Origin of the sequence: Rhizobium sophoriradicis (assembly GCF_003939025.1) — a bacterium.
GTDB classification, from domain to species: domain Bacteria; phylum Pseudomonadota; class Alphaproteobacteria; order Rhizobiales; family Rhizobiaceae; genus Rhizobium; species Rhizobium sophoriradicis.
The window spans coordinates 313,811-334,602 of the sequence record NZ_RQIH01000006.1 but is presented as its reverse complement, the minus strand read 5'-3'; the positions used below and the strand labels follow the sequence as shown (position 1 = coordinate 334,602).

General features: G+C 59.9%; 17 protein-coding genes and 3 tRNA genes. 2 read left to right on the top strand and 18 right to left on the bottom strand.

What is annotated here, in order from left to right; translation table 11 throughout:
• Positions 1 to 17: 17 nt before the first annotated feature.
• From fusA to rpsL, 3 genes are all read right to left on the bottom strand, one after another.
• Positions 18 to 2,117 carry an elongation factor G gene (gene fusA / locus EFR00_RS12550; protein ID WP_038688280.1) on the bottom strand — a complete coding sequence of 700 codons (2,100 nt, stop codon included), beginning with the start codon at positions 2,115 to 2,117 and terminating at the stop codon, positions 18 to 20.
• 29 nt (positions 2,118 to 2,146) lie between these two features.
• Positions 2,147 to 2,617: a 30S ribosomal protein S7 gene (gene rpsG / locus EFR00_RS12545; protein WP_004669085.1), complete on the bottom strand. Its 471-nt coding sequence runs from the start codon at positions 2,615 to 2,617 to the stop codon at positions 2,147 to 2,149.
• A 77-nt stretch (positions 2,618 to 2,694) separates the two neighbouring features.
• Positions 2,695 to 3,066 carry a 30S ribosomal protein S12 gene (gene rpsL / locus EFR00_RS12540; protein WP_003547537.1) on the bottom strand — a complete coding sequence of 124 codons (372 nt, stop codon included), beginning with the start codon at positions 3,064 to 3,066 and terminating at the stop codon, positions 2,695 to 2,697.
• Positions 3,067 to 3,566: 500 nt separating this feature from the next.
• Here rpsL and EFR00_RS12535 point away from each other — a divergent pair, with 500 nt between their 5' ends.
• Positions 3,567 to 3,860 carry a hypothetical protein gene (locus EFR00_RS12535; protein ID WP_009992164.1) on the top strand — a complete coding sequence of 98 codons (294 nt, stop codon included), beginning with the start codon at positions 3,567 to 3,569 and terminating at the stop codon, positions 3,858 to 3,860.
• 162 nt (positions 3,861 to 4,022) lie between these two features.
• On the opposite strand, the gene rpoC is transcribed toward EFR00_RS12535, so the two are convergent.
• The 15 genes from rpoC to EFR00_RS12470 all read right to left on the bottom strand — a co-directional run bounded on the left by rpoC (position 4,023) and on the right by EFR00_RS12470 (position 19,699).
• Positions 4,023 to 8,231, bottom strand: coding sequence for a DNA-directed RNA polymerase subunit beta' (rpoC, locus tag EFR00_RS12530; protein WP_038688278.1), 4,209 nt, complete (start codon positions 8,229 to 8,231; stop codon positions 4,023 to 4,025).
• Positions 8,232 to 8,419: 188 nt separating this feature from the next.
• Positions 8,420 to 12,559, bottom strand: coding sequence for a DNA-directed RNA polymerase subunit beta (rpoB, locus tag EFR00_RS12525; RefSeq protein ID WP_039619182.1), 4,140 nt, complete (start codon positions 12,557 to 12,559; stop codon positions 8,420 to 8,422).
• A 261-nt stretch (positions 12,560 to 12,820) separates the two neighbouring features.
• Positions 12,821 to 13,201, bottom strand: a complete 381-nt coding sequence (gene rplL / locus EFR00_RS12520) for a 50S ribosomal protein L7/L12 (RefSeq protein WP_009994538.1) — start codon at positions 13,199 to 13,201, stop codon at positions 12,821 to 12,823.
• 58 nt (positions 13,202 to 13,259) lie between these two features.
• A complete protein-coding gene (rplJ, locus tag EFR00_RS12515) occupies positions 13,260 to 13,778 on the bottom strand; it encodes a 50S ribosomal protein L10 (RefSeq protein ID WP_009994537.1) in 519 nt (172 codons plus the stop codon).
• A gap of 328 nt (positions 13,779 to 14,106) precedes the next feature.
• Positions 14,107 to 14,805, bottom strand: coding sequence for a 50S ribosomal protein L1 (rplA, locus tag EFR00_RS12510; RefSeq protein WP_038688272.1), 699 nt, complete (start codon positions 14,803 to 14,805; stop codon positions 14,107 to 14,109).
• A gap of 4 nt (positions 14,806 to 14,809) precedes the next feature.
• Positions 14,810 to 15,241: a 50S ribosomal protein L11 gene (rplK, locus tag EFR00_RS12505; RefSeq protein WP_009985507.1), complete on the bottom strand. Its 432-nt coding sequence runs from the start codon at positions 15,239 to 15,241 to the stop codon at positions 14,810 to 14,812.
• A 177-nt stretch (positions 15,242 to 15,418) separates the two neighbouring features.
• The gene (nusG, locus tag EFR00_RS12500; RefSeq protein ID WP_004669067.1) at positions 15,419 to 15,949 is read right to left on the bottom strand and encodes a transcription termination/antitermination protein NusG; all 531 of its coding nucleotides are present in this window, start codon (positions 15,947 to 15,949) and stop codon (positions 15,419 to 15,421) included.
• A gap of 17 nt (positions 15,950 to 15,966) precedes the next feature.
• Positions 15,967 to 16,167, bottom strand: a complete 201-nt coding sequence (gene secE, locus EFR00_RS12495; protein WP_003573826.1) for a preprotein translocase subunit SecE — start codon at positions 16,165 to 16,167, stop codon at positions 15,967 to 15,969.
• 192 nt (positions 16,168 to 16,359) lie between these two features.
• Positions 16,360 to 16,435, bottom strand: a tRNA-Trp gene (locus tag EFR00_RS12490).
• 169 nt (positions 16,436 to 16,604) lie between these two features.
• Positions 16,605 to 17,498 (bottom strand): NAD-dependent epimerase/dehydratase family protein, encoded by an 894-nt coding sequence (locus EFR00_RS12485; RefSeq protein ID WP_009996096.1) that lies wholly within the window; start codon positions 17,496 to 17,498, stop codon positions 16,605 to 16,607.
• Positions 17,499 to 17,665: 167 nt separating this feature from the next.
• On the bottom strand, positions 17,666 to 17,800 hold the full coding sequence (locus EFR00_RS33890; RefSeq protein WP_009996098.1) for a hypothetical protein: 135 nt from the start codon (positions 17,798 to 17,800) through the stop codon (positions 17,666 to 17,668).
• A gap of 205 nt (positions 17,801 to 18,005) precedes the next feature.
• On the bottom strand, positions 18,006 to 19,181 hold the full coding sequence (gene tuf, locus EFR00_RS12480) for an elongation factor Tu (RefSeq protein WP_009996414.1): 1,176 nt from the start codon (positions 19,179 to 19,181) through the stop codon (positions 18,006 to 18,008).
• 167 nt (positions 19,182 to 19,348) lie between these two features.
• Positions 19,349 to 19,471 carry a hypothetical protein gene (locus EFR00_RS33885; RefSeq protein WP_009996412.1) on the bottom strand — a complete coding sequence of 41 codons (123 nt, stop codon included), beginning with the start codon at positions 19,469 to 19,471 and terminating at the stop codon, positions 19,349 to 19,351.
• Positions 19,472 to 19,516: 45 nt separating this feature from the next.
• Positions 19,517 to 19,590 (bottom strand) — tRNA-Gly (locus EFR00_RS12475).
• Between the two features lie 24 nt (positions 19,591 to 19,614).
• Positions 19,615 to 19,699: transfer RNA gene (locus EFR00_RS12470), tRNA-Tyr, on the bottom strand.
• A 201-nt stretch (positions 19,700 to 19,900) separates the two neighbouring features.
• Here EFR00_RS12470 and rlmB point away from each other — a divergent pair.
• The gene (gene rlmB, locus EFR00_RS12465; protein ID WP_077993411.1) at positions 19,901 to 20,791 is read left to right on the top strand and encodes a 23S rRNA (guanosine(2251)-2'-O)-methyltransferase RlmB; all 891 of its coding nucleotides are present in this window, start codon (positions 19,901 to 19,903) and stop codon (positions 20,789 to 20,791) included.
• Position 20,792 lies beyond the last annotated feature (1 nt).

Sequence of the window (20,792 nt, the reverse complement as noted above, 5' to 3'; positions counted from 1 at the left end):
GTCAATTGGTATTCCGGTCACTTCTGACCGGAATACTTTGCCTGGATTTCGGTTGCGACGTTCGACGGGACCGGCGAGTAATGATCGAAGGTCATCGTGTACTGAGCACGGCCCTGCGACATGGAGCGCAGGTTATCGACGTACTTGAACATGTTCGCCAGCGGGACGTTGGCGTTGATGACAACGGCCACACCGCGGCTTTCCTGACCCTGGATCTGACCACGGCGGGAGTTGAGGTCGCCGATAACGTCGCCGACGTAATCTTCCGGGGTAACGACTTCGACCTTCATCATCGGCTCGAGCAGCTGAGCGCCGGCCTTCTTCGCAGCTTCACGGAAGCAGGCGCGGGAAGCGATTTCGAACGCCAGAACCGAGGAGTCAACGTCGTGGAAGGCGCCGTCGATGAGGGTCGCCTTGACGCCCAGCATCGGGAAGCCAGCGAGCGGACCCGAAGACAGAACGCTCTCGATACCCTTCTGAACGCCCGGGATGTATTCCTTCGGAACAGCACCACCGACGATCTTGGATTCGAACTTGAAGTCATCGCCTTCAGGATTCGGTTCGAAGACAATCTTGACGCGCGCGAACTGGCCGGTACCACCGGACTGCTTCTTGTGCGTGTAGTCTTCTTCGTGCTGGCGCGTGATGGTTTCGCGGTAAGCAACCTGCGGCGCGCCGACGTTTGCTTCAACCTTGAACTCGCGGCGCATGCGGTCGACGATGATGTCGAGGTGCAGTTCGCCCATGCCGGCAATGATCGTCTGGCCGGATTCCTGATCCGTCTTCACGCGGAAGGACGGATCTTCGGCAGCCAAGCGGTTGAGCGCGAGGCCCATCTTTTCCTGGTCGCCCTTGGACTTCGGCTCGATAGCGATCTGGATGACCGGCTCCGGGAATTCCATGCGCTCGAGGATAACCGGCTTCAGCGGGTCGCAGAGCGTATCGCCAGTGGTGGTTTCCTTGAGGCCGGCGAGAGCAACGATGTCGCCGGCAAAGGCTTCTTCGATGTCTTCACGCGAGTTGGAGTGCATCTGCAGCATGCGGCCGACACGCTCGCGCTTGTCCTTGACCGTGTTCATGACCGACGAACCCTTTTCGAGCTTGCCGGAGTAGATACGGGCGAAGGTGAGCGAACCGACGAAGGGGTCGTTCATGATCTTGAATGCGAGCATGGAAAGCGGCTCAGCGTCGTCTGCATGACGCTCGATTTCAGCTTCCGTCTTGAAGTCGATGCCCTTGATTGCCGGAATGTCGAGCGGCGACGGCAGGTAATCGACAACGGCGTCGAGCAGTGGCTGAACACCCTTGTTCTTGAAAGCGGTGCCGCAGAACATCGGATGGAACTTGACGTCGATCGTGCCGCGACGAACGAGTTCGCGGATCTTGTCGTTGTCGGGCATGTTGCCTTCGAGGTAGGCTTCCATCGCCGCTTCGTCGATCTCGACAACCGTCTCGATCAGCTTTTCGCGATATTCTTCAGCCTTGGCCTTCATGTCTTCCGGAATTTCGACGACGTCCCACTGGGCGCCGAGAGATTCGTCGCGCCAGATCAGAGCGTTCATCTCGACCAGGTCGATAACGCCCTTGAAGTCGCTTTCAGCGCCGATCGGCAGCTGCATGACGACAGCGATCGCGCCCAGACGGGTCTTGATCATCTCGACCGAACGGTAGAAGTCCGCACCGGTCTTGTCCATCTTGTTGCAGAAGATCATACGCGGAACATTGTACTTCTCGGCCTGACGCCAGACGGTTTCCGTCTGCGGCTCTACGCCGGCGTTGGCATCGAGAAGAGCAATCGCACCGTCGAGAACGCGCAACGAACGTTCGACTTCGATGGTGAAGTCGACGTGGCCGGGAGTGTCGATGATGTTGAAGCGGCGCATCTTGCCGTCACGGCCCTTCCAGAAGGTCGTGGTGGCAGCGGACGTGATCGTGATGCCACGCTCCTGCTCCTGCTCCATCCAGTCCATGGTGGCTGCGCCGTCGTGGACTTCGCCGATCTTGTGCGACTTGCCGGTGTAATAAAGGATACGCTCGGTGGTCGTGGTCTTGCCGGCGTCGATATGCGCCATGATACCGAAATTACGGTAGTCTTCGATCTTATATTCGCGAGCCATTGTGGACTGCCTTTCGATACCGTTCGGAATTACCAGCGATAGTGCGAGAACGCGCGGTTGGCGTCAGCCATCTTGTGCGTGTCTTCGCGCTTCTTGACGGCGGAGCCGCGGTTGTTGGACGCATCGAGCAGTTCGCCGGAAAGACGATCGATCATGGTCGTTTCGTTGCGCTTGCGGGCAGCGGCGATCAGCCAGCGAATGGCGAGGGCCTGGCGGCGCTCCGGACGAACGTCGACCGGAACCTGATAGGTCGCACCACCGACGCGGCGCGAGCGGACTTCAACGTGCGGGGCAATGTTGTCGAGCGCAGAATGGAAAACCGAAAGCGGCTCCTGCTTGGACTTACCCTGAACGGCGTCGAACGCACCGTAGACGATGTTTTCAGCAACGGACTTCTTACCATCGAGCATGATGGCATTCATGAACTTGGTGACAACGAGATCGCCGAACTTCGGATCCGGATTGATCTCGCGCTTTTCTGCTTTATGACGTCTGGACATACTTTTCGTCTCTTCAACCGTTAAGGCGCTTCATCACGCGGAGGACCTCGCGCAGCGCCGGACTATTCAAAACCGAATTACTTCGGACGCTTCGCGCCGTACTTGGAGCGGCGCTGCTTGCGGTTCTTGACACCCTGGGTATCGAGAACGCCGCGGATGATGTGGTAACGGACACCCGGAAGGTCCTTGACGCGGCCGCCGCGGATCATCACGACGGAGTGTTCCTGAAGGTTGTGGCCTTCACCGGGGATGTAACCAATGACTTCGAAGCCGTTGGTCAGGCGGATCTTGGCGACCTTACGCAGAGCCGAGTTCGGCTTCTTCGGCGTCGTCGTGTAGACGCGCGTGCAAACGCCGCGCTTCTGCGGGTTCTCCTGGAGAGCGGGAACCTTATTACGCTTTACGTTCGCCTGGCGAGGCTTGCGGATCAGCTGGTTTACGGTAGGCATTCAACCATCCCTTACGTTTATCTCAGTACCCTTGCGGGCTTGAACTCGCGCCGTCTCCGGCAATGACGCATGCTTTCGGTTCAATGCGCAAAATATGGCCCGATCCGCTTCCGCAGATGGACCACAAGGAGCAGAGGACGCATGAAATTATGCGTCATGCGTGCAGCATCATGACTTCAACGTGCGTTTAGAACCTTGTTTGAGGTGAACTTCAGGGCGCGTCGCCCCGAACAGCCAAGCCTCACATGGGATCTGATGGGCGGGGTACTACTGGTTTCCACCCCTCTCGTCAAGGCCGGTTAAGAAATAAACTCGCCCTATCGCCTTGATATGCGGGGCGGATGCCCTGTTTTCACCCTTGTAGACGAATCCACGGGCGTGATCCAAGATAAAAACTTGGGCATCGCAGCAAAAGCAGTTAAGGAATCAGCAATTGCGGCGTTAAGCCCTCACAGCAGGATTCGAGCGATCGAATCGTCACGGAAGCCGAAGGACAGGCGATGATCACGACACCTGATAACGACAACAATTTCGATGGGCCGATGATCTTCATCATCATCGGCAAGGGCTATGAGTCCGACTCCAGCGAAGGCATCGACCTGCATATCATGCTGAAGGCGCCCGACGACGACACGGCTGTACGCGAGGCCCTGAACGCCCTTGCCGAAGAGGGCTTCATCGAGGCCGATCTCGACCAGATCGGCATGCTGACCGAAGTTCCGGCGGAAGAGCCGCATGCCTCAGCGTACCAGGGCGCGGTCGACGGCGAGGTCGCGATCATTCGGTTCAACTGACCGCAGCCGCATCAGCGAGCGCTGCTTCGAAGAGAGCTGGCTGACAGGCAAAGCCCCTACCCTCCCGCCGAATAGATAGCGCACAGCAAAAATGAAACCGCCCGGATCGCTCTGGGCGGTTTTTCAATTCGTATCTTAAGTGTCGGGACTTCAGCCGCGGAATTATTCCGCCGCCGGGGCCTTTTCAGCCATGTCCTGCAGCATCGGAGTGGCAACGGCTGCACCGGTGCCCTTGCGACGCTCTTCGAGGATCAGCTCGTCGCGCGAGGTGGCGATACGGCGGATCTGGGTCATGGTGCCGCCGGTACCGGCCGGGATGAGGCGGCCGACGATGACGTTTTCCTTGAGACCCTGCAGGCCGTCCGTCTTTCCGGCGATTGCCGCTTCCGTCAGCACCTTGGTCGTTTCCTGGAAGGAAGCGGCCGAGATGAAGGACGGGGTCTGCAGCGACGCCTTGGTGATGCCGAGCAGAACCGGATCGCCATGGGCGGGCTTCTTGCCCTGCTCGATCAGGTGGTCGTTGACGTCCTCGAGCTCGATCCGGTCGACATTGTCGCCGACGATGTAGGTCGAGTCGCCTGCGTCGGTGATTTCCACCTTCTGCAGCATCTGACGGACGATCACCTCGATATGCTTGTCGTTGATGACGACGCCCTGCAGACGGTAGACTTCCTGGATTTCGTTGACGAGGTAGGAAGCCAGAGCCTCAACGCCCTTGATCGCCAGGATGTCGTGCGGAGCCGGGTTACCGTCGAGGATGTAATCACCCTTTTCGATATAGTCGCCGTCCTGAAGGTGGAAGGGCTTGCCCTTCGGGATCAGGTATTCGACCGGCTCGACACCGTCTTCCGCCGGCTCGATGATGACTCGACGCTTGTTCTTGTAGTCGCGGCCGAGGCGGATCGTACCATCAATCTCTGCGATGATGGCGTGATCCTTCGGACGGCGCGCTTCGAACAGTTCGGCAACACGAGGCAGACCGCCGGTGATGTCCTTGGTCTTGGCGCTTTCGAGCGGCGAACGGGCGAGAACGTCACCCTGGGAGACCTTCGTGCCCGGCTCGACCGACAGGATGGCGTCGACCGAGAGCATGAAGCGGGCGTCGCCGCCGCGGGACAGCTTGGCGACATTGCCGCTGGCGTCCTTGATGACGATCGCCGGCTTGAGGTCCGAACCGCGCGGGGTCGAACGCCAGTCGATGACCTGACGCTTGGTGATGCCGGTGGATTCGTCGGTCGCTTCGAGAACGGAGAGACCGTCGACGAGATCCTCGAACTGAACCGTACCGGCCACTTCCGTCATCATCGGACGGGTGTAAGGATCCCACTCCGCCAGACGCTGGCCGCGCTTGACCTTGTCCCCTTCGTCGACGTGCAGTTTCGAACCGTAGGCGACGCGCTGCGAGGAGCGCTCCACGCCACGCTCGTCCAGAATCTGAACGGTCATGTTGCGGCCCATGGCAACGAGGCTGCCTTCCGAGTTGCGCAGCAGGTTGCGGTTCTTGATCTGCACCGTACCTTCGTACGACGCTTCCAGGAACGACTGGTCGACCACGGTCGCCGTACCGCCAAGGTGGAAGGTACGCATGGTGAGCTGGGTGCCCGGCTCACCGATCGACTGAGCGGCGATAACGCCGACGGCTTCGCCCATGTTGACCGGCGTACCACGGGCCAGGTCGCGGCCGTAGCAGACCGAGCAGACGCCCGTCTGGATTTCGCAGGTCAGCGCCGAGCGGATCCGGATCGACTGGATACCGGCCTTCTCGATCTCGATGACATCAGGCTCAAGGATCATCTTGCCGGCATCGACGATACGCTCGCCGGTGATCGGATGATCGATATCGTCGAGCGCCGTACGGCCGAGGATGCGGGCGCCGAGCGAGGCGACGACCTGACCGGCATCGACAATGGCGGTCATGGTAAGGCCGGTTTCGGTACCGCAATCGACATGCGTGACGATGCAATCCTGCGCGACGTCGACGAGACGGCGGGTTAGGTAACCGGAGTTTGCGGTCTTCAAGGCGGTGTCTGCCAGACCCTTGCGGGCGCCGTGGGTCGAGTTGAAGTACTCGTTGACGGTCAGGCCTTCCTTGAAGTTCGAGATGATCGGCGTCTCGATGATTTCACCCGACGGCTTGGCCATCAGGCCGCGCATGCCGCCCAGCTGACGCATCTGGTTCGGAGAACCGCGGGCACCGGAATGGCTCATCATGTAGATCGAGTTCATCGGCTTCTGACGGCCGGTGTTCTCGTCGAATTCGACCGCCTTGATGCGGGCCATCATCTCTTCGGCGACCTTTTCGGTGGCCTTGCCCCAGGCGTCGACAACCTTGTTGTACTTTTCGCCCTGGGTGATCAGACCGTCATTATACTGCTGCTCGTATTCCTTCACCAGGCTTTCGGTGTCGGCAACGATCTTGGCCTTGGCATCCGGAATGACCATGTCGTCCTTGCCGAACGAAATGCCGGCGCGGCAGGCATGGCTAAAGCCGAGCTGCATGATGCGGTCGCAGAAAATGACCGTGTCCTTCTGGCCGCAGTGGCGGTAGACCGTGTCGATCATCTTGGAGATGTTCTTCTTGGTCATTTCCTGGTTGCAGATGTCGAAGGGCACCTTGCCGTTCTTCGGCAGCAGTTCGCCGATGAGCAGGCGGCCAGGCGTCGTCTCATAGATCTTCGAGTAGGGCTTGCCATCCTCGTCGACCGACTTGAAGCGGCCGCGGATCTTGGTGTGCAGCGTCACGACCTTGCTCTCGAGGGCGTGATGGAGTTCGCCGAGATCGGAGAAGGCCATGCCTTCGCCCGGCTCGTTCTGATTGAGGATCGACAGATAATAGAGGCCGAGAACCATGTCCTGCGAGGGAACGATGATCGGCGCGCCGTTGGCCGGATGCAGGATGTTGTTGGTCGACATCATCAGCACGCGGGCTTCGAGCTGGGCTTCGAGCGACAGCGGCACGTGAACGGCCATCTGGTCGCCGTCGAAGTCGGCGTTGAAGGCCGTGCAGACGAGCGGGTGCAGCTGGATCGCCTTGCCTTCGACCAGGGTGGGTTCGAAGGCCTGGATGCCCAGGCGGTGCAGCGTCGGCGCGCGGTTCAGGAGAACCGGATGCTCGCGGATGACCTCGTCGAGGATATCCCAGACCTCGGGCTTTTCCTTCTCGACCAGCTTCTTGGCCTGCTTGACGGTCGAGGAGTAACCCTTGGCGTCGAGGCGGGCATAGATGAACGGCTTGAAGAGCTCGAGCGCCATCTTCTTCGGCAGGCCGCACTGGTGCAGCTTCAGTTCCGGACCGGTGACGATGACCGAACGGCCGGAATAGTCGACGCGCTTGCCGAGCAGGTTCTGGCGGAAGCGGCCCTGCTTGCCCTTCAGCATGTCGGACAGCGACTTCAGCGGACGCTTGTTGGCGCCGGTGATGACGCGGCCGCGGCGGCCGTTGTCGAACAGCGCGTCAACCGATTCCTGCAGCATGCGCTTTTCGTTGCGGATGATGATGCCCGGCGCGCGAAGCTCGATCAGGCGCTTCAGGCGGTTGTTACGGTTGATGACGCGGCGATAGAGATCGTTCAGATCCGACGTCGCGAAACGGCCGCCGTCGAGCGGAACGAGCGGACGCAGATCCGGCGGAATGACCGGGACGACCTTCATGATCATCCATTCCGGACGGTTGCCCGACTCCATGAAGTTCTCGACGATCTTCAGGCGCTTCATCAGCTTCTTCTGCTTGAGATCCGACGTCGTGTCGGCAAGCTCGGAGCGCAGGTCGCCGGCAATCTTCTCGAGGTTCATCGAGGCCAGCATCTCGTAGATCGCCTCGGCGCCGATCATCGCGGTGAACTGGTCTTCGCCGTATTCATCGACGGCGAGCATGTATTCTTCTTCCGAGAGAAGCTGGTGCTCCTTCAGAGCGGTCAGACCCGGCTCGGTGACGATGTAATTTTCGAAATAGAGGACGCGCTCGACATCCTTCAGCGTCATATCGAGCAGCGTCGAAATGCGTGACGGCAGCGACTTCAGGAACCAGATATGGGCGACGGGAGCGGCGAGCTCGATATGGCCCATGCGCTCACGGCGAACGCGCGACAGCGTGACTTCGACGCCGCACTTTTCGCAGATGATGCCCTTGTACTTCATGCGCTTGTACTTGCCGCACAGGCATTCGTAGTCCTTGATCGGCCCGAAGATGCGCGCGCAGAACAGACCGTCGCGTTCCGGCTTGAACGTGCGGTAGTTGATGGTTTCCGGCTTCTTGATCTCACCGTAGGACCAGGAGAGGATCTTCTCCGGAGACGCGATCGAAATCCGAATGGAATCGAAATTCTGTGCAGGCACCTGCGGATTGAAAAGATTCATGACCTCTTGGTTCATGCCTGTCTCCTTCATGGGCTAAAGCGCCCTCAAAATGCGATGGTCAGCGGCAATTTCCCGGGAGCCGCCTCCCTCGCTTAAACGAGAATAACCGCAAGATGCGGCGAAACCTCCCTTCCGGGCCGACATGGATGCGGCGTCCGGCGGGACCGGCGTGCGCCGCATGGCAGCGCACGCCCTATCAATGCTTACTCGGCCGCGTCGGGCAGCTGGTTTGCCTGCGCTTCGTCAAGCTTGGTGTTCTCCAGCTCGACGCTGAGGCCCAGCGAGCGCATTTCCTTGACGAGAACGTTGAAGCTTTCCGGAATACCGGCTTCGAACGTGTCGTCTCCGCGGACGATGGCTTCGTAGACCTTGGTGCGGCCGGCGACGTCGTCCGACTTCACCGTCAGCATTTCCTGCAGCGTGTAGGCCGCGCCGTAAGCTTCGAGCGCCCAGACTTCCATTTCGCCGAAGCGCTGACCGCCGAACTGCGCCTTGCCGCCCAACGGCTGCTGGGTGACGAGCGAGTAAGGACCGATCGAGCGGGCATGGATCTTGTCGTCGACCAGGTGGTTGAGCTTCAGCATGTAGATGTAGCCCACCGTGACCTGGCGGTCGAACTGCTCGCCGGTACGGCCGTCATAGAGCGTCGACTGGCCGGTGTCCTTGAGACCCGCCAGACGCAGCATGTCGTTGACGTCGCCTTCGTTGGCACCGTCGAAGACTGGCGTTGCAATCGAAACGCCGCGCTTCCACTGGTCGGCGAGGCGCAGAACCGAGTCATCGTCGAATTCGTGCACCTGCTCGGCCTTCGGACCGGCACCGACGACATCGCCGATGGTCTTGCGCAGCGGCTCGATGTTGCCGTTCGCCTTGTAGGCTTCGATCAATTCGCCGATCTGGCGACCCATGCCGGCACAAGCCCAGCCCAGATGCGTTTCCAGGATCTGGCCGACGTTCATGCGCGAAGGCACGCCGAGCGGGTTCAGAACGACGTCGACATGCGTGCCGTCTTCAAGGAACGGCATGTCCTCGACAGGCACAATGCGCGAGACCACGCCCTTGTTCCCGTGACGGCCGGCCATCTTGTCGCCCGGCTGGATCTTGCGCTTCACGGCGACGAAGACCTTGACCATCTTCATGACACCAGGAGGCATTTCATCGCCGCGCTGGACCTTCTCGACCTTGTCCATGAAGCGCTGCTCAAGGCGCGACTTGGATTCGTCGTACTGGCCGCGGAGTGCTTCGAGCTCGCTCTGGACCTTCTCGTCCTCGACTGCGAACATCCACCACTGCGAGCGGGGATATTCGGAGACGACAGCGTTCGAAAGCTCGGTGCCCTTCTTGAAGCCCTTCGGGCCGGCAATCGAGACCTGCCCGCGCAGCATGTCGATCAGACGGCCGTAGACGTTACGGTCGAGGATCGCCTGCTCGTCGTCACGGTCCTTGGCAAGACGCTCGATCTCTTCGCGCTCGATCGCCATCGCGCGCTCGTCCTTTTCGACGCCATGGCGGTTGAAGACGCGAACTTCGACGATCGTGCCGTAGGTTCCGGGTGGCATGCGCATGGAGGTGTCGCGCACGTCGGAGGCCTTTTCGCCGAAGATGGCGCGCAGCAGCTTTTCTTCCGGCGTCATCGGGCTTTCGCCCTTCGGCGTGATCTTGCCGACGAGGATATCGCCCGGCTGAACTTCGGCGCCGATGTAGACGATGCCGGCTTCGTCGAGGTTCTTCAGCGCTTCTTCCGAAACGTTCGGAATGTCGCGGGTGATTTCCTCAGGACCGAGCTTGGTGTCGCGCGCCATCACTTCGAATTCCTCGATGTGGATGGAGGTGAACACGTCGTCGGCGACGATACGCTCGGAGAGCAGGATCGAGTCTTCGTAGTTGTAGCCGTTCCACGGCATGAACGCGACGAGCGCGTTGCGGCCGAGCGCCAGGTCGCCGAGATCGGTCGACGGACCGTCGGCGAGAATGTCGCCGCGGTTGACGACGTCACCGACGGTGACCAGCGGACGCTGGTTGACGCAGGTGTTCTGGTTCGAACGCTGGAACTTCTGCAGGCGATAGATATCGACGCCGGACTTGCCGGCTTCGAGGTCTTCCGTGGCGCGGATAACGATACGCGTCGCGTCGACCTGGTCGACCACGCCGCCGCGGCGGGCGCCGATGGCGGCGCCGGAGTCACGGGCGACGACCGGCTCCATGCCGGTGCCGACGAACGGGGCTTCGGCACGCAGCAGCGGCACGGCCTGACGCTGCATGTTCGAGCCCATGAGGGCGCGGTTGGCGTCGTCGTTTTCCAGGAACGGGATGAGTGCCGCAGCAACCGAAACGACCTGCTTCGGCGAAACGTCCATCAGGTTCATGCTGTCGCGCGGGGCGAGCATAACTTCGCCGGCGTGACGGCAGACGACGAATTCGTCGACGAAGGAGCCGTCCGGGTTCATTTCGGCGTTGGCCTGGGCGACATAGTACTTCGCCTCTTCCATGGCGGAGAGGTAGAGCACGTCATTCGTCACCTTGCCGTCGACGATGCGGCGGTACGGGCTTTCGATGAAGCCGTACTTGTTGACGCGGGCAAAGGTCGCAAGCGAGTTGATCAGACCGATGTTCGGGCCTTCCGGCGTTTCGATCGGGCAGATGCGGCCGTAGTGGGTCGGATGCACGTCGCGGACTTCGAAGCCGGCGCGCTCGCGGGTCAGACCGCCCGGGCCAAGAGCCGAAAGACGGCGCTTGTGGGTGATTTCCGAGAGCGGATTGACCTGGTCCATGAACTGCGAGAGCTGCGAGGAACCGAAGAATTCGCGCACAGCTGCGGCAGCCGGCTTGGCGTTGATCAGATCCTGCGGCATGACCGTATCGATTTCGATCGAGGACATGCGTTCCTTGATCGCGCGCTCCATGCGCAAGAGGCCGAGACGGTACTGGTTCTCCATCAGCTCGCCGACCGAGCGGACGCGGCGGTTGCCGAGGTTGTCGATGTCGTCGATCTCGCCCTTGCCGTCGCGCAGTTCGACCAGCATCTTGACCACGGCCAGGATGTCGTCCTTGCGCAGGATGCGGACGGTGTCTTCGACGGTCAGGTCGAGACGCATGTTCATCTTGACGCGGCCGACGGCGGAGAGGTCGTAACGCTCCGCATCGAAGAACAGCGAGTTGAACATGGCTTCGGCCGATTCCATGGTCGGCGGTTCACCCGGACGCATGACGCGGTAGATGTCGAACAGAGCGTCCTGACGGTTCTCGTTCTTGTCGGCCGACAGCGTGTTGCGGATATAGGCGCCGACATTGATGTGGTCGATGCCGAGAACCGGGATCTCGTCGAAACCGTTCGCCAGGATGACGCCGAGCGTCTTCTCATCGATCTCGTCGCCGGCCTCGAGATAGATTTCACCTGTGGAGTAGTTGACGATGTCCTCGGCGAGGTAATTGCCGTAGAGGTCGTCGTCGCCGGCCTTCAGCGCCTTCAGGCCCTTGTCAGACAGCTGGCGCAACAGGCGCGGGGTCAGCTTCTTGCCGGCTTCGACGACGACTTCGCCGGTATCGGCGTCGACCATCTCGGTGATCGCCTTGGCGCCCTTCAGCGTTTCCGGCTTGAAGGGAATGCGCCAGCCTTCGCCGTCGCGCTTGTAGAGCGACTTCGTGTAGAAGGTGTCGAGGATTTCTTCGCCGTCCATGCCGAGCGCCATCAGCAGCGAGGTCACCGGAATCTTGCGGCGGCGGTCGATACGGGCGTAGACGATGTCCTTGGCGTCAAATTCGATATCGAGCCAGGAGCCGCGATAGGGAATGACGCGGGCAGCAAAGAGCAGCTTGCCGGAAGAATGGCTCTTGCCCTTGTCATGGTCGAAGAAGACGCCCGGCGAACGGTGCATCTGGGAGACGATGACGCGCTCGGTGCCATTGACGATGAACGTGCCGTTGTTGGTCATGAGCGGCATATCGCCCATGTAGACGGACTGTTCCTTGATGTCCTTGATCGACTTCGCGCCGGTATCCTCGTCGATATCGAACACGATGAGGCGCAGCGTCACCTTCAGCGGCGCGGCATAGGTCAGGTCGCGCTGGCGGCATTCGTCGACGTCGAACTTCGGCGGCTCGAACTCGTAAGATACGAATTCCAGCATAGAGGCGCCGGAGAAATCAGTGATCGGGAAAACCGACTTGAAGACGGCCTGAAGACCCTCGTCGGGCCGGCCGCCCTTCGGCTCTTCCACCATCAGAAACTGGTCGTAGGACGCCTTCTGAACCTCAATGAGGTTCGGCATTTCTGCGACTTCGGGGATCTTACCAAAAAACTTGCGTACGCGCCTGCGACCGTTGAACGAAAGGGTCTGAGCCATCGTCGCTCCTTCAAAATCTTGCACCCGGGCCTGCAACGGACGGGAACCGATGGCCAGTCGACCCCGTCAATCAATGGGTAGTTCAATCTCGTCCGACTCCCGAAAACGCCCAGCTCGGATTGCTGTGCTGCCCTCGGTGCGAGACTATCCTTTTGAAGAACCCATTACCCAAAAGCCGTTTTGACACGGCTTTTGGGTAATTCGTTCAGAAAAACGGCAAATGGGAGGCAGCAAAGGCCACCTCCCAAAAGCAGTACAAGCTTACTTGACGTCGGCCTTGGCGCCGGCGTCTTCGAGCTTCTTCTTGATGTCAGCGGCTTCAGCCTTGGAAACGCCTTCCTTGACAGCCTTCGGAGCGCCTTCGACGAGGTCCTTGGCTTCCTTGAGGCCGAGACCGGTGATGGCGCGGACTTCCTTGATGACGTTGATCTTGTTGGCGCCGGCATCCGTGAGGATGACGTCGAACTCGGTCTTTTCTTCTTCGACCGGAGCAGCAGCGCCAGCACCGCCAGCAGCGGCAGCAACAGCTACCGGAGCAGCAGCGGAAACGCCCCACTTTTCTTCGAGAAGCTTCGACAGTTCTGCAGCTTCCAGAACGGTCAGCGAGGAGAGGTCGTCAACGATCTTTGCGAGATCAGCCATTTTACTAGTTCCTTTTGTTCGGTTCGAACCGGTTGTTTATAAACAGCGAAAAACCGCCTTAAGCGGCTTCGTCCTTCTTGGCGTAGGCCGCAAACACGCGGGCAAGCTGGCTTGCCGGTGCTGCAACAACCCCAGCGATGCGGGTAGCCGGTGTCTGGATCATGCCCAGCAGCTTCGCACGCAGCTCATCGAGCGAAGGCAGGGTCGCAAGCGACTTGACTGCATCGGCGTTGAGCGTGGTTGTTCCCATGGCGCCGCCCAGAACAACGATCTTGTCGTTGGTCTTGGCGAAATCCATGACGACCTTCGGAGCGGTGATCGGATCGGTGCTGTATGCAATCAGCGTCTGACCCTTGAAGAGATTCGACATCCCTTCCGCTTCCGTACCCTGAAGGGCAATTTTGGCCAGGCGGTTCTTCGCGACTTTGACGGTACCGCCAGCTGCACGCATCTTCGAACGAAAATCGTTCATCTGCGCGACTGTGGCACCAGCATAGTGGGCCACGACAACCGAGCCCGAAGCCTTGAAGACTTCGTTCAGTTCCGTGACGAATTCGCGTTTTTCCGCTCTTTCCACTGCCTATCTCCAGTTGACGGGACCGAAAACGGGCCCGCCGGGTTGCCTTTTGCCTCCCGGGATCATGCGAGATCCCAAGCGACGCTTGAGGATCCTGTCCCCCCGCGCTTCCGCGCCAATCAAGGCTAAGAAGGCACAAGGCATCCAAGGCTCGAACCGAGTTTCTAGAAGCGAACTTCATGAATTCGGGTCTTACCCGTCTCATGCAGGCAACGTGATTAAGGGAAAACCACCTGCAATCTCGGACAGGATTCCGGATTTCTCCGGAATATTCCGGCCCCTTGCGAGGCCGGAAATTCAGTGACCGGACCGAGGTCCGGCAATCAACTTATGCAGTCGGTGCGGTGACCGAGCCGACTTCGATCTTGACGCCCGGGCCCATGGTCGAGGAAATCGCCACGCGCTTGACGTAGTTGCCCTTGGCGCCGGCCGGCTTCGCCTTGATGACGGCGTCGGCGAAGGCGCGGATGTTTTCTTCCAGAGCCTTGGCGTCGAAAGAGGCCTTGCCGATGCCGGCATGGACGATACCAGCCTTCTCGACGCGGAACTCGACAGCGCCGCCCTTGGAAGCCTTGACGGCTCCGGCGACATCCATGGTAACCGTGCCGACCTTCGGGTTCGGCATCATGCCGCGCGGGCCGAGAACCTTACCGAGACGGCCGACGAGCGGCATCATGTCGGGGGTGGCGATGCAGCGATCGAATTCGATCTTGCCGCCCTGGACGATCTCGACAAGGTCTTCGGCGCCGACGACATCGGCACCAGCGGCCTTGGCTTCGTCAGCCTTGGCGCCACGAGCGAAGACGGCGACGCGAACCGTGCGGCCCGTGCCGTTCGGCAGGTTGACGACGCCGCGAACCATCTGGTCCGCATGGCGCGGGTCAACACCGAGGTTCATCGAGACTTCGATGGTTTCGTCGAACTTGGCGACAGCCCGTTCCTTGACCATGCCGATGGCCTGGGTCAGAGCGTAGAGCTTGGTGGGATCAACACCTTCGTTGATCTTGCGAGTGCGCTTGCCAGCCATGATCTTAACCCACCACTTCCAGGCCCATGGCGCGGGCAGAGCCCTCGATCATCGCCATTGCACCTTCGATATCCGCTGCGTTCAGGTCCTTCATCTTGGCTTCGGCGATCGTCTTGATCTGAGCCTTGGTGAGGGTACCGGCCTTTGCGCCCTTGCCGGGCGTCTTGGAACCGGACGTGATCTTCGCTTCCTTCTTCAGCCAGTAGCTGACCGGAGGCTGCTTCATCGCGAAGGTGAAGGACTTGTCCTGGTAATAGGTGATGACGACCGGAATCGGCATACCCTTTTCCATTTCCTGCGTGGCGGCATTGAACGCCTTGCAGAATTCCATAATGTTAATGCCACGCTGACCAAGCGCCGGACCAATCGGCGGGGACGGGTTTGCCGATCCTGCCTTGACCTGAAGCTTGAGCTGGCCTGCAACTTTCTTAGCCATATCTCTCTGCCTTTCATGAACGACCGGTCGCCCGGCCCGTGATGCCGGATCTCTCCGGCGGCTGCGGTTGCGTGGTGCGGATCATTAGGGTCCGGCTAAGACCCCTCACCTTCCACGCGAATGCGGACAAGGTCCGCGGGAAACAGGCCGCACGGGCCAGCTTCCAATCTCCTACAATCAGACCTTCTCGACCTGAGCGTATTCCAGCTCGACCGGCGTTGCGCGGCCGAAGATCGACACCTCAACTTTCAGGCGCGAACGTTCTTCGTCCACATCCTGAACCGTGCCGTTGAACGAAGCGAACGGGCCGTCCGAAACGCGAACCTGTTCGCCGATCTCGAAGGTGATCGACGCCTTCGGCCGCTCAACACCTTCCTGGACCTGGCCGAGAATGCGCTCGGCTTCATAATCCGGAATCGGAACGGGCTTATTGTCGGAGCCGAGGAAGCCGGTGACCTTCGGCGTATTCTTGATCAGGTGATAGGCTTCATCCGTCAGATTGGCGCGGACGAGGACATAACCCGGGAAGAACTTGCGCTCACTGTCGACCTTGCGGCCGCGACGCACTTCCACCACCTTTTCGGTCGGCACGAGGATCTTTTCGAACAGGTGCTCGAGCCCCTTCTGGCGAGCCTTGTTCTCGATGTCCTCAGCCACCTTCTTTTCAAAATTGGAATACGCGTGGACGATGTACCAACGTGCCGCCATTTTCATCTCCACCCGTATCAGTTGCCGGTATTGAGCACGAAGCTCAGAACCCAGCCGATCAGCTGGTCAGCGGCAAAGAAAAACAGCGCGGCGAACACCACCATCACCAGCACCATGACCGTCGAGATCATCGTCTCGCGGCGCGACGGCCATGTGACCTTGGACGTCTCGGAGCGAACCTGCTGCAGAAACGCGAATGGATTGGATTTGGATGCCATCGACTGCCCACGCAATTACGGCGCGTAAAGCTGAAACTATCAGCCCCACGCACCGCGTGTCTGTTGAACCCTAAATAAACACCGATTTCCGATTACACAAGAGGGAAACCGAAGTTTAACGAAATAAGTTACCACCGATCAACCCCGGCCGGAATGCCGCGAGCATGGCCGCGCTGTCCGTATCAGGGAAGATGGCAGGGGCAGAGGGGCTCGAACCCCCGACCTGCGGTTTTGGAGACCGCCGCTCTACCAACTGAGCTATACCCCTTCATGCCTCTCCTTCAGCGCCCGGGCCAAGGCCCGCAAATCACTGCCGAAATGCATGGCGCTCCCTTTAAGACGGCAGCGGCGGATTGGCAAGCACGATTTTCGATTTTCAGAGCCGTTCTGCTCATTTGCAGGCGACCGGGCTTTCCCATCGTGCTGCCCGCAAGCGTTCAGACCTTCACATATTTCCGCCAGTCGTGCTCTTCCTTGAAGCCCAGCACTTCGCGAATCTTGCGGTTGGAAAGCAGCCCTTCATATTCGCCGATTTCGCGGGTGAAGGGCACGTTCGGGTAGAATCGCTTCGCCAGTTCCTTCGACGGCGTATTGGCCGAAACCGTGTCATTGGCGGCATTGAAGACCTGATAGCCGAGACCGTCCTTCTCGATGCAGAGATGGCAGATCTGGCCGAGATCGCGGGCGTCGATATAACTCCAGGCGATTCGCTTGCGCATCTCGGGATTGGCGAAATAAGTCGAGAACCTCTCATATTCGTGCGGCTCGATGACGTTGCCGATGCGCAGCGCATAAATGTCGAAGCCCGAACGCTCGGCAAAGGCGCGCGCGGTCTTTTCGTTGACCACCTTCGACAGGCCGTAGGAATCCATCGGATTGACGTCGTAGTCCTCTTCCAGCGGGAACTGGTGAAAATCGCGATGACCTTCGGCGAAGCAGACGCCGTAGGTCGTCTCGCTCGACGCGACGATGATCTTCCGGATACCGAGCTTCACCGCCGCCTCGATGACATTGTAGGTGCCCATCGTATTGATGCGGAAGGTCTCGTTGTCGGGCTTGATCAGGATGCGGGGGATGGCGGCGAAATGCACGACCGCATCGAAGGACTGGACGCCCCTGCCCGCGTCGAGATCGGGAAAATCGCGATGCATGGAGAGCGCGTTGAAGACCTGACCGCTATCGGTGATGTCGGCGATGAGATTGGTGACGCCGGGGCTGTCCAGCGGCACGAGATCGAGGTTGTGCACCTCGTAACCTGATTTAACGAGCCATGGCACGGCATGACGACCCGCCTTGCCCGAACCACCCGTGAACAGGATCCGCTTTTTCATGGAATATCCTCCGCGTCATGAGATCGGAGGCATAGTTAGACGCTTCCGCGCGAAGAGCAAGCGAGCGTCCTGCGAGAGTTCACTCCCGCCTCATCAGGCCGCCTGCGTCAAGCGCCTGATCATTCACTTCCAATCACCGCCGAATCCGGCGATGATTTGCAGCGCCGTCACTTGACGATACTGACCTCATCGACCTGTACGCCGGCCGACTGAACAACCTCTTGCGGGATCGCAGCGATGAAAAACATCGTGAAAACATACATTGCGAATATCGTCGCAACAAATGTGGCCTTTGGAATCATGCGAACTCTCCTCTCTACAAGAAGGAGTCTGAACTAAAATGCGCCAATCACAAACCGGTTTCTGAACGTGAGATGAACAAAATACTGTGACGGGCCTAATTAACGATATTTTTACAACACGTGTTAATCCGTCGATCAGGCATCAAAACGAAAAAACCCCGCTGTCGCCAGCGGGGTTTTTCCTGAATTGCAGGTAATCCCAGGATTACTCGACGATCGAGGCGACGATACCGGCGCCGACGGTGCGGCCGCCTTCGCGGATGGCGAAGCGCAGCTTTTCTTCCATCGCGATCGGAACGATCAGCTCGACGGCAACCGTGACGTTGTCGCCCGGCATGACCATTTCCGTGCCTTCCGGCAGCGTGACGATGCCGGTCACGTCGGTCGTGCGGAAGTAGAACTGCGGACGGTAGTTGGTGAAGAACGGCGTATGACGGCCGCCCTCTTCCTTCGTCAGGATGTAGGCTTCAGCCATGAACTTCTTGTGCGGCTTGACCGAACCCGGCTTGCACAGGATCTGGCCACGCTCGACGCCGTCACGGTTAACACCGCGAACCAGCGCGCCGATGTTGTCGCCGGCCTGGCCCTGGTCGAGCAGCTTGCGGAACATTTCAACGCCGGTCACCGTCGTCTTCGAGGTCGGACGGATGCCGACGATCTCGACTTCTTCGCCAACCTTGACAATGCCACGCTCGACGCGGCCGGTTACGACAGTGCCGCGGCCGGAGATCGAGAACACGTCTTCGATCGGCATCAGGAACGGCTGGTCGATCGGACGCTCAGGCGTCGGGATGTAGGAGTCGACCGCTGCCATCAGCTCGCGGATCGCGTCTTCGCCGATCTTCTTGTCGCTATCTTCAAGAGCGGCAAGCGCCGAACCCTTGACAACCGGGATGTCGTCGCCCGGGAAGTCGTAGGACGACAGCAGTTCGCGAACTTCGAGCTCAACCAGTTCGAGCAGCTCGGCGTCGTCAACCTGGTCGACCTTGTTCAGGAACACCACGATCGCCGGAACGCCAACCTGGCGGGCCAGCAGAATGTGTTCGCGCGTCTGCGGCATCGGGCCGTCAGCAGCCGAGCACACCAGGATCGCGCCGTCCATCTGGGCAGCACCGGTGATCATGTTCTTGACGTAGTCGGCATGGCCGGGGCAGTCGACGTGCGCGTAGTGGCGGGCCGGCGTCTCATATTCGACGTGCGCGGTCGAAATCGTGATGCCGCGCGCCTTCTCTTCCGGAGCCGCGTCGATCTGGTCGTACGCCTTGAACTCACCGAAGTACTTCGTGATCGCTGCCGTCAGAGACGTCTTGCCGTGGTCAACGTGGCCGATCGTGCCAATGTTGACGTGCGGCTTGTTGCGCTCAAACTTACTCTTTGCCATTTGAATGCTTCCTGTGAACGAAATGGTGGCCCCGGCGAACCGGTTTAGTGCCGCCGTTTAAGGCTTTCGGCGAAATTGCGCAAGACTTAATTGCAGACGCCATTCTTGGCGTGAAGGCGCATATGGGAGACAATTCGCCGCCTGCAAGGCGATTCGCCGCAGCCCCCTCAAAAACCGCTGAAATCCCAGAGAAAATTGCCTGCCCAACAGGAGAAGAGCACTGGACGCTGGGCGTCGAGCGCCCTCACCTGCCAGACGATCGCCGCCATTGCCGGCGTCCGAAACATCATCGGCATCGCCGCGGCAGCGGTCGTATCAACGGACTTCGGGAAAACTGGAGCGGGTAGCGGGAATCGAACCCGCGTATTCAGCTTGGAAGGCTGCTGCTCTACCATTGAGCTATACCCGCGGGATGGTCCGATCCGATGACGAATGGTGGAGAGAGTTGGATTTGAACCAACGTAGGCTGAGCCAACGGATTTACAGTCCGTCCCCTTTAACCACTCGGGCATCTCTCCAGTTTTCGTCCGGATCGTTAGACCAAGTTCGTCAGACTTCGAAGCGTTGCCGCCCGTCGTCTGCGCCGCGTATATGACCGGAGCATTTCCGTCTGTCAACACGATGACAACGGAAAAAACACGAAAAATTTCATTCGCCGCCGAAAGCCGGCATATGAAAGAAAGCCTATGCGGCAGCCAAGGCCATAGCTATAAAGCCGCATGAGCAAAGACAAGAAATCCGGCGGCAAGGCCGCAGCAGACCCATCCGCCAAGGATACGCATTACGCCAATCTCAGGCGTGCGCACCGTGACGCCAAACGCGAACGCGGCGAGATCCCGACACCACTGCCGCAGAAGCGCAAGCGTGGGCCTGAGGATTGGAAGCCGCCGGCGCTGGCGCCCGATCAGGTCTATCTCTACGGCCTGCATACGGTCCGCGCGGCCCTCGACAATCCCGAGCGCAAGAAGATCAAGCTCTCCGTGACACAGAACGCACTCGCGCGGCTTGAAATCGACGTCGAGACGCTCGGCATTGCCTTCGAGATCGTCTCGCCGCACGAGATCGACAAGGTGCTCGGCCCCGAGGCGATCCATCAGGGAGTCATGCTGGAGACACTGCCGCTGCCGGTGCGCCGGCTCGAAGCGCTGAAGGACAGCCCTCTTCTGCTCGTCCTCGACCAGGTGACGGATCCGCATAATGTCGGCGCGATCATGCGCTCGGCGGTCGCCTTCAATGCCGGGGCGGTGATCACCACCCAGAGACATAGCCCGACCGAGTCGGGCGTGCTCGCCAAATCCGCCTCCGGCGCGCTGGAACTGATCCCTTATATACAGATCACCAATCTCGCCGATGCGCTTGGCGAATTGCACAAGCTCGGTTTCTCCACCATCGGCCTCGATTCGGAAGGGCCGGCGCCGCTCGAAGGCACGTTTTCGGGCGACAAGGTGGCGCTGGTGCTCGGCTCGGAGGGCAAGGGGCTCAGGCAGAAAACCCGCGAGACCGTGACCGCGCTTGCCCGCCTCGATATGCCGGGCGCGATCAAATCGCTGAACGTTTCGAACGCGGCGGCGATCGCGCTTTATGCAGCGCGGCTTTACTTGAAGGCATAGG

Bases quoted from the DNA above. Each gene is read 5' to 3' on its own strand.
- fusA (WP_038688280.1), bottom strand. From the start codon at position 2,117: ATGGCTCGCGAATATAAGATCGAAGACTACCGTAATTTCGGTATCATG.
- rpsG (WP_004669085.1), bottom strand. From the start codon at position 2,617: ATGTCCAGACGTCATAAAGCAGAAAAGCGCGAGATCAATCCGGATCCG.
- rpsL (WP_003547537.1), bottom strand. From the start codon at position 3,066: ATGCCTACCGTAAACCAGCTGATCCGCAAGCCTCGCCAGGCGAACGTA.
- EFR00_RS12535 (WP_009992164.1), top strand. From the start codon at position 3,567: ATGATCACGACACCTGATAACGACAACAATTTCGATGGGCCGATGATC.
- rpoC (WP_038688278.1), bottom strand. From the start codon at position 8,231: ATGAACCAAGAGGTCATGAATCTTTTCAATCCGCAGGTGCCTGCACAG.
- rpoB (WP_039619182.1), bottom strand. From the start codon at position 12,559: ATGGCTCAGACCCTTTCGTTCAACGGTCGCAGGCGCGTACGCAAGTTT.
- rplL (WP_009994538.1), bottom strand. From the start codon at position 13,201: ATGGCTGATCTCGCAAAGATCGTTGACGACCTCTCCTCGCTGACCGTT.
- rplA (WP_038688272.1), bottom strand. From the start codon at position 14,805: ATGGCTGGCAAGCGCACTCGCAAGATCAACGAAGGTGTTGATCCCACC.
- rplK (WP_009985507.1), bottom strand. From the start codon at position 15,241: ATGGCTAAGAAAGTTGCAGGCCAGCTCAAGCTTCAGGTCAAGGCAGGA.
- nusG (WP_004669067.1), bottom strand. From the start codon at position 15,949: ATGGCGGCACGTTGGTACATCGTCCACGCGTATTCCAATTTTGAAAAG.
- secE (WP_003573826.1), bottom strand. From the start codon at position 16,167: ATGGCATCCAAATCCAATCCATTCGCGTTTCTGCAGCAGGTTCGCTCC.
- EFR00_RS12485 (WP_009996096.1), bottom strand. From the start codon at position 17,498: ATGAAAAAGCGGATCCTGTTCACGGGTGGTTCGGGCAAGGCGGGTCGT.
- EFR00_RS33890 (WP_009996098.1), bottom strand. From the start codon at position 17,800: ATGATTCCAAAGGCCACATTTGTTGCGACGATATTCGCAATGTATGTT.
- tuf (WP_009996414.1), bottom strand. From the start codon at position 19,181: ATGGCAAAGAGTAAGTTTGAGCGCAACAAGCCGCACGTCAACATTGGC.
- EFR00_RS33885 (WP_009996412.1), bottom strand. From the start codon at position 19,471: ATGATGTTTCGGACGCCGGCAATGGCGGCGATCGTCTGGCAGGTGAGG.
- rlmB (WP_077993411.1), top strand. From the start codon at position 19,901: ATGAGCAAAGACAAGAAATCCGGCGGCAAGGCCGCAGCAGACCCATCC.